This is a genomic window from Desulfobulbaceae bacterium (genome assembly GCA_015231515.1).
GTDB lineage: Bacteria > Desulfobacterota > Desulfobulbia > Desulfobulbales > VMSU01 > JADGBM01.
This window is the reverse complement of sequence record JADGBM010000142.1, coordinates 1-6,116: the sequence shown is the minus strand read 5'-3', so window position 1 is coordinate 6,116 and position 6,116 is coordinate 1. Positions and strand designations below refer to the sequence as shown.

Below are 6,116 nucleotides of genomic sequence, written 5' to 3'. Positions count from 1 at the left end.
CCAAAGGGAACAAGTTGCTGTTTATCATAACGCTGCATCGAATCGAGGCTATTATCAGTGATCAGAAAGGCGCTGTTGAAATAGTTGGTAGTACCAGAAACAGGTATACTGTAGTGCGGAGCCCCTGTGAGAATTTCAGGGGCGTTGGCTGCTGCTGCAAACTCCTGAATTGAACTGAGCAAGGTGCTTTCACCAGGGAAAAAAGGAAGTGCCGTCTCCGGCCAGATGGCAAGGGCAAGCGAACGGTCTGTCGAGGCAAGCTCTGTCAGTTCCAGATACGTTTGTACGGTCTTTTCTTGACCGTCGGCTGACCACTTTTCGCTTTGATCAATATTGCCCTGCATGACGGCAGTGGTCAGCGTCGGGGCCTGTTCAATAACCTGCTCCAATGTTTTTAGGCGGTGCTGGCCGTAGATAACTGTGCCGACAATCAGTAAACAGGCAACTACTGTCGTTGGTATCTGCCCGAAAGTGTGCTGGGGGTGAAGCGATTTTCTTGGGCCTTTGCAGAGAATTGTTGCAATCAGGGCATTGGTCATGACAAGTAAAAAGGTGATTCCCGAGTGCCCTGTAATATCAGCGATTTGGATGAGAAGCGGGGTTTGAAATTGTGAGTAGCCCAGATCCTGCCACGGAAAACCGGTGAAAAGCCAGGCTTTGATCTGGTCCAGACCGACCCAGATAATTGGAGCTGAAAACAGTACCGGCACGAGTTTTTTGGTCGCTGACAAGGTGGCGGTAAAAAAGGCGAAATACAAGGCCATGTAAGCCGCAAGGCCAAGCATGGCAAAAACAGAAACAGGCAGTGGCAAGCCGCCGTAACGGCCTAAGGCTATGACAATCCAGTAAAGCAGAGCGGTGTTATAGAGGAGTCCACAAATAAAGCCGAGTCTGGCCGCCGATGTAATTGAAATCTCCCTGGTGAGACAGGAGTTGATTAGGGGAATGAGGGCAATCCACATAACAGGGGCAATAGCCCATTGGCCAGGAGAGCCCATGAAAAGCATCAAGGCTGAGAGGAACGCCGCACTATACTGTTTCGGGATGCGATTTGATCTCATTTTGAAAAGGGGACTTTAGGGAAATCTTTTGACGGCGCCTGAAAATCTAAAGCACGGACGTGGTGCCAGGGTTAATTTGATGTTTGTATGCCTTAAAAGGGCTTGCCTTTACGAATTTTAAGGGTTGAGACCCGACGGGTGGTTGCTGAGATAATCTGCACGGAAATATCCTTAATTGTGATGGATTCACCGACCTTAGGGAGATGGCCAAGTTGGTGAATAACCAGGCCGCCGATCGATTCATAGGGGCCTTCAGGGAGTTTTATGCCGAAGTGCTCCTCGATCTCTTCGATGTCAATTTTTGCATCAGCCAGAAGGGTAGATGAGTCAATGACCTTCCAGTGGGCTTCTTCTTTGTCTGATTCATCGCTGATCTCGCCGACAATCTCTTCGAGAATATCTTCAAGGGTGAGTAACCCGCGTACACTGCCGAACTCATCAGTGATAATCGCCATATGAACTTTTTTGGTTTTGAATGTGCGTAACAGCGAGATTATCTTGTCATTTTCCATGGCAAAAATTGGCGGCTGTTTGACCATCTCTCCGGCGGTGGGCGCCACTGTTTCGCATCGACAGTAATTCAGGAGATTTTTGGCGTGGAGGATACCGGTGATATGATCTGGGGATTGACTGAAAATTGGTATTCGTGTGAAACCTTTTTCAGAAATTATGGCGATCATCTCGTCAACAGTAGCTGATGATGGGGCGCAGACCATTTCTGTCTTCGGGGTCATGATCTCTTTGGCCAAGGTTTCACGAAACTCGAATATAGAGCTGATCATTTCACCTTCCTGTGAAGTGATCAGGCCTTGCTCTTCACCATCATCAAGAAGCTCCTGGATTTCATGCTCAAGGTCTTTAGCAGTGTCTGGTGCTTGTGAAAGCTTTATAAGGTCGAAGAAACGGCGAATGAGGGAGGTTCTGTTGGAGTCGGGGGCGGCGGTTTTATCCATTTCAAGTTTCTTAATGATTGTTGTGAACGTGTAATCAGTGGTTCGTGAGGTTCGATATGTAAATTAGTACGATATAAATATGAAGCTCTAGGCAAAAGGTCAAGGCGAAATAAAATAAATTGACGCCTTTATTCAAAATCAGTATATCAAGGCACATTTTTATGCGTGTTTTTAGCTGCTTTTAGTGATTATCTCGATTGGTTGTTTGGATGTTTAGATTTTGTGTTAGTTGTGGTATGGTGGCACGCGATAGTAATTTCACCACTTTAGTGGGTTGGTTTTTTTATGGAACGCACATTCTCTGGTGTCTGATTGGGAATCTGCGGCAAATATTCTTTGCTGATAGCAAATAGCTAACGGCAGACAGTTGAAAAATAAATGAAAGATAAAATACTTATTGCCAATCGTGGCGAAATAGCCGTCCGGATCATGAATGCCTGTAAGGACCTGGGGCTTGATTACATAGTTATCTACACCGATGCTGATGCTGACTCCCAGCACGTTCGTCTCAACCAGGATGGCCAGGGTGAGCACCAGAAAGCCTGGCGTGTTGCCAGCTATACTGATCCTAACGATATTCTGTCTGTTGCCGACCATACAAATTGTACTGCAATTCATCCGGGCTATGGATTTTTCTCGGAAGATTTCCGTTTTGCGCGCCGGGTAACAATCAGGGACCGTTCTTTGACCTTTATCGGCCCTAACTGGGAAGTAATTAAAAGTCTTGGTGACAAAATAAATACCAAGCGTGTCGCCAATAAGCTTGGTATCCCCACCATTCCCGGAACTGACGGGCCGATTTATAATGAGATGGAGGCCGAAGAGGTCGCTGCCCAGCTTCTTGATGAGCAAAATGAACAGGGCGTCAAGAAACCATCTATTCTTGTGAAAGCTGCCGCCGGTGGTGGTGGTATGGGTATTGAGGAGGTCTTTCGTATTGAGCAGTTCCGACGTGTGTATCGACAAGTACAGAATTATGCCAAGCGCCAGTTTGGTGATGCCGGTGTCCTTATTGAGCAGTGCCTGAGAGATTATAATCACCTGGAAGTGCAACTCGTTTGCAGTAAACACGGAGATCAACTGCACTTTGGAACCAGGAACTGCACAATTCAAAGTACTGGCAGGCAAAAACGGCTGGAGGCTGCTCCGGGTTTTGATATAACCTGCTTTGAATATGATTTTGATGCAGAAAAGGTTCTTAAGCAGGTTGTGGATTATTCTTTGAAGCTGGCAGCCCATGTGCGTTACGACAACGTTGGCACCTGGGAGTGGATTGTCAGTCGTGACGGTAAACCGTATCTGCTGGAAGTTAACACCCGTATTCAGGTTGAAAATGATGTCTCAGCCCGCATCAGTTACCTGCAAGGCAAGCAACCCAATCTTATCAGGGAACAGATTCGTCTGGCCCTTGGAGATACGATGGGCTACGCCCAAAAGGATATTAAGTTTCAAGGGTCAAGTATTGAACTGCGAATGGTTGCCGAAGATACCCATCGTGGTTTTGCTCCGTGGATCGGAACGATAACGAAGTTTGACTTTCCTCAGGAGGATTGGGCGGCAGTCTATACCCACGTGCCTTTTGATCGCGCTTACCGGATTCCCAGCGAGTACGATCCCAACCTGGCGTTGGTGCTGGTCTGGGGGGAGTCGATGGCTGAGGCCAAAAGTCGGGCCGCAAATTTTCTTGATCGGACAGTTATTGCTGGGGAAAACAGTAAGGGTGATTCGATAATGACAAATCTACCCTATTTGCGGGATAATTTAGATAGATTACTAACCTTTTAAATAAACCAGGAGCAGTTCTTTGGCAACGATAGTCAGAAGAGCTGTCGGGTTTGTTTAAAACCTGGAACTCAAGTTATATATTTTATGGAAGATATTCGAAAACGATTGGCCAAATGTGAAGAGGGCATTGAGTACCTCAGTCAGATCAAGGACGGTGTTGAATGGGGAAACCTATCCGGCCTGAAGGCTAATATCAATAGGTTGAAAGATGTCTATTACGACCACTCGGAGGAAAGCCTCTCCGCTGAGGTACGAAAAATTGAAGAGTCAGTGACTTTTCTTGAAAAACGAGCAGAAGAAAACCTCACGCCTATGGAACGGGTTCGCATTGTGCGAAGCCCCTTACGGTTTTCATTGAAGGATATTCTGGAAAATGTCTACGAGGACTATACTGAGCTTGGTGGTGAGGAAGATGCCAACATCGATCCCGCCATGGTTGTGGCCAAGGCCAATATTTTTCGTCGTGCAAAGAAGAAGTCTTATACCCAGCAGGTCATGGTTATTGGTCATGAAAAGGGGCATGGTGAGGAGTTTAGAAATGGCGGATCAAGTAAGCCTTGGGGCAATGAAAAGGCACTGCGTTATATGCAGGTTGCCCAAACCGAAGGAATTCCCATACATTTTTATGTCTTTACTCCCGGTGCCTTTCCTGTAGAAGAGTATCCAGGAGCAGCTCAACAGATCGCCAGAAATCTTTATGCTATGGCAAAACTACAGGTGCCCATTGTCTCAATTATCTCTGAAGGTGGTTCGGGCGGTGCCGAAGCTGTAGGCCTATCTGATTACCGGTTGATGTTTTCCCATGGATATTATTCGGTAATCTCCCCTGAGGGTGCAGCAGCGATTGAAGGTAAGGTTCGAGAGGGAGAGAAGCTGCCGAAAGATCTTATTGAAAACTGTGCCGAACGACTGAAGATTACGGCTTATGATAATCTTGAACTTGGCAGTATTGATAGAATTATCGAAGAGCCTGCTTTAGGTGCCAAAAGGGACGATTTTAACTTTTTTAAACGCCTTCGCTATGAGATGATGCGGGCGACTGATGAGGTTGTCTTAAAGACCAAAAGTTTACGGGCCTTCAGGGCCTATGAGCTGAAACTTAAAAAGAACGAGGAAGAGTCGGTTCGGATTGATGTTGATGGTGATGCGGATATGGATCTGCACATGGATATTTCCTGGGATCTCAATAAGGACGAGTTGAAGAGACTTGTTACTCTGCGGACAAAAAAATACCGTGCGATGGCAAATCATGCATATTCATTGAAGGAAAATCGCTTAGGCAATTTTTTAAAAAATGCCCGGCATAGAACCGCAAAAATTTATTATACCGTCATCTATGACATCTTGAAAAACCAGCAGAAGCAGGTTGAGAAGGTTATTAAGGATGTCTCCGGCGAGAGTACAAGTTTTCTGACAAGGCTTGCCGCGCCATTCTCAGCAGCCTACGATTTCATCTCGAAAAATCCGTCCGGTAAGGCTGTCAGACAGTTGAGTTCTTCGGGCTTCAAGAGTCTTGAAACAGAGTTCGGCGATACCTATACAAGCCCACTGGCAAACGAAGACAGAACGGTAACATGTCCCAATGCCAACAAGCATGGCTGTAAGGATCTCTGGATTCCTGATCTCTACGGTGAATTTTGTGGGGTATGTGAAAACTGCGGGCATCATTTTCCTCTTGAGTACGAATGGTATCTGAAACATCTCTTTGACAAGGATACCATTCGCGAGTTTAACGCGGATATCGCTGCGGGCAACCCGCTTAATCATCCGACGCTGGGCAAAAAGCTAAAGTCGGCAAAAAGCAAAACTAATCGGCAAAGCGCCAATATAACCTTCCATGGCCGGGTCATGGGTGTGGAGATAGTCGTTACCATGCTCTATAGCGATTTTCGTAATGGCACGGTTGGGGCTGCAGAAGGTGAAAAATTCGTGCGGGCCTGTGAGATGGCAAAATTGCAAAGAAAACCTTTGCTGGCCTACGTGCACACTACCGGTGGGATTCGGATTCAGGCAGGCACTATGGGAGTTGTGCAGATGCCTAAGTGTACCATGGCTGTCAGAGATTATGTTGATTCTGGGGGTCTCTATATAGTGGTCTATGATAACAACTCGTATGCTGGCCCGGTTGCCAGCTTTCTGGGCTGTTCTTACTACCAGTTTGCCATTCGCTCAAGCCGGATTGGCTTTGCCGGCTACCGAGTTATCAGAGAGACAACTGGCCAAGATCTGCCTCAGGATTATCATAGTGCTCGTAATGCCCTGAAAAGAGGCCATATCCAGGGTATTTGGGACCGGCGAGAATTCAGGCGCAATCTGC

3 protein-coding genes and 1 pseudogene are annotated in these 6,116 nt (G+C 46.8%); 2 read left to right on the top strand and 2 right to left on the bottom strand.

What is annotated here, in order from left to right:
* Both lnt and HQK80_14715 read right to left on the bottom strand, forming a co-directional pair.
* The coding region (lnt, locus tag HQK80_14720; GenBank protein MBF0223450.1) for an apolipoprotein N-acyltransferase at nt 1-1,061 on the bottom strand (1,061 nt) is incomplete at its 3' end.
* Between the two features lie 92 nt (nt 1,062-1,153).
* Nucleotides 1,154-2,019: pseudogene (locus HQK80_14715) on the bottom strand (HlyC/CorC family transporter).
* 373 nt (nt 2,020-2,392) lie between these two features.
* Between HQK80_14715 and HQK80_14710 the strand changes: the two are divergent.
* Nucleotides 2,393-3,799 carry an acetyl-CoA carboxylase biotin carboxylase subunit gene (locus HQK80_14710; protein MBF0223449.1) on the top strand — a complete coding sequence of 469 codons (1,407 nt, stop codon included), beginning with the start codon at nt 2,393-2,395 and terminating at the stop codon, nt 3,797-3,799.
* A gap of 84 nt (nt 3,800-3,883) precedes the next feature.
* A partial coding sequence (locus HQK80_14705; protein ID MBF0223448.1) for an acetyl-CoA carboxylase carboxyl transferase subunit alpha/beta occupies nt 3,884-6,116 on the top strand: 2,233 nt, incomplete at its 3' end.

What these genes read in the sequence shown, in the direction of transcription:
- HQK80_14710 (MBF0223449.1), top strand. Translation starts at nt 2,393, where the DNA reads ATGAAAGATAAAATACTTATTGCCAATCGTGGCGAAATAGCCGTCCGG.